This window comes from Geodermatophilus sp. SYSU D00779 (assembly GCF_054050595.1).
The window spans coordinates 1-1,100 of record NZ_JBJGZQ010000070.1; the positions used below are offsets into that span (position 1 = coordinate 1).

The 1,100-nt window shown below is 77.5% G+C and carries 1 protein-coding gene; it reads left to right on the top strand.

Annotated features, from left to right (window positions below):
- A partial coding sequence (locus ACI79G_RS24935; RefSeq protein WP_456883717.1) for an acetylornithine transaminase occupies positions 1-1,100 on the top strand: 1,100 nt, incomplete at both ends.

Consider the following 1,100-nt stretch of genomic DNA (forward strand, 5'->3'; position numbering starts at 1 on the left):
GCGCTGGCCCGCGGCGCGGGAGCCACCGTGTGGGACGTCGACGGCCGGGAGTACACCGACCTGCTCGGCGGCATCGCCACCACCATCCTCGGCCACGCCCACCCGAGGGTCGTCGAGGCCATCACCCGGCAGGCCCAGACCCTGGGACACGTGTCCAACCTGGCCATGCACCAGCCCGGGATCACCCTGGCCGAGCGGCTGATCGAGCTGGCCGGCCGGCCCGGACGGGTGTTCTTCTGCAACTCCGGCGCCGAGGCCAACGAGGCCGCCTTCAAGCTGTCCCGGCTCACCGGCCGCCCCGAGGTGGTCACCGCGCAGGGCGCCTTCCACGGCCGCACCATGGGCGCGCTGGCGCTCACCGGGCAGCCCAGCAAGGCCGCCGCCTTCGCCCCGCTGCCCGGCGGCGTGCGCTACGTGCCCTACGGCGACGCCACCGCGCTGGCCGGCACGGTGGGCCAGGCCACGGCGATGGTGCTGCTGGAGCCGATGCTCGGCGAGGGCGGCGTGCTGCCCGCCCCGCCGGGCTACCTGGCCGCCGCCGCGGACACCGCGCACGCGGCCGGGGCGCTGTTCGCCGTGGACGAGGTGCAGACCGGCACCGGCCGCACCGGGCACTGGTTCGCGCACCAGGCCGACGGCGTGGCCCCCGACGTGATCACCCTGGCCAAGTCCCTCGGCGGCGGGCTGCCGCTGGGCGCCACGCTGGCCTTCGGCGAGGCCGCCGAGCTGCTGGGCGCCGGCAGCCACGGATCGACCTTCGGCGGCAACCCGATCGCCGCCGCCGCCGCGCTGGCGGTGCTGGACACCATCGCCGAGGAGGGCCTGCTGGAGCGGGCCAAGCAGCTCGAGGGCCGGTTCACCGCCGGCATCGAGGCCCTGGCCCATCCCGGCGTCGCCGGGGTCCGCGGGCGCGGCGCGCTGCTGGGCGTGGTGCTCACCGCCGACGTCGCCGCCGCGCTGGAGACCGCGCTGCGCCGGGCCGGGTTCCTGACCAACGCCGTGGCGCCGGGCGTGCTGCGGCTGGCGCCGGCCCTGGTGCTCACCGACGCCCAGGTCGACGCCTTCCTCACCGCCCTGCCCGCCGCCCTCGACGCCGCACT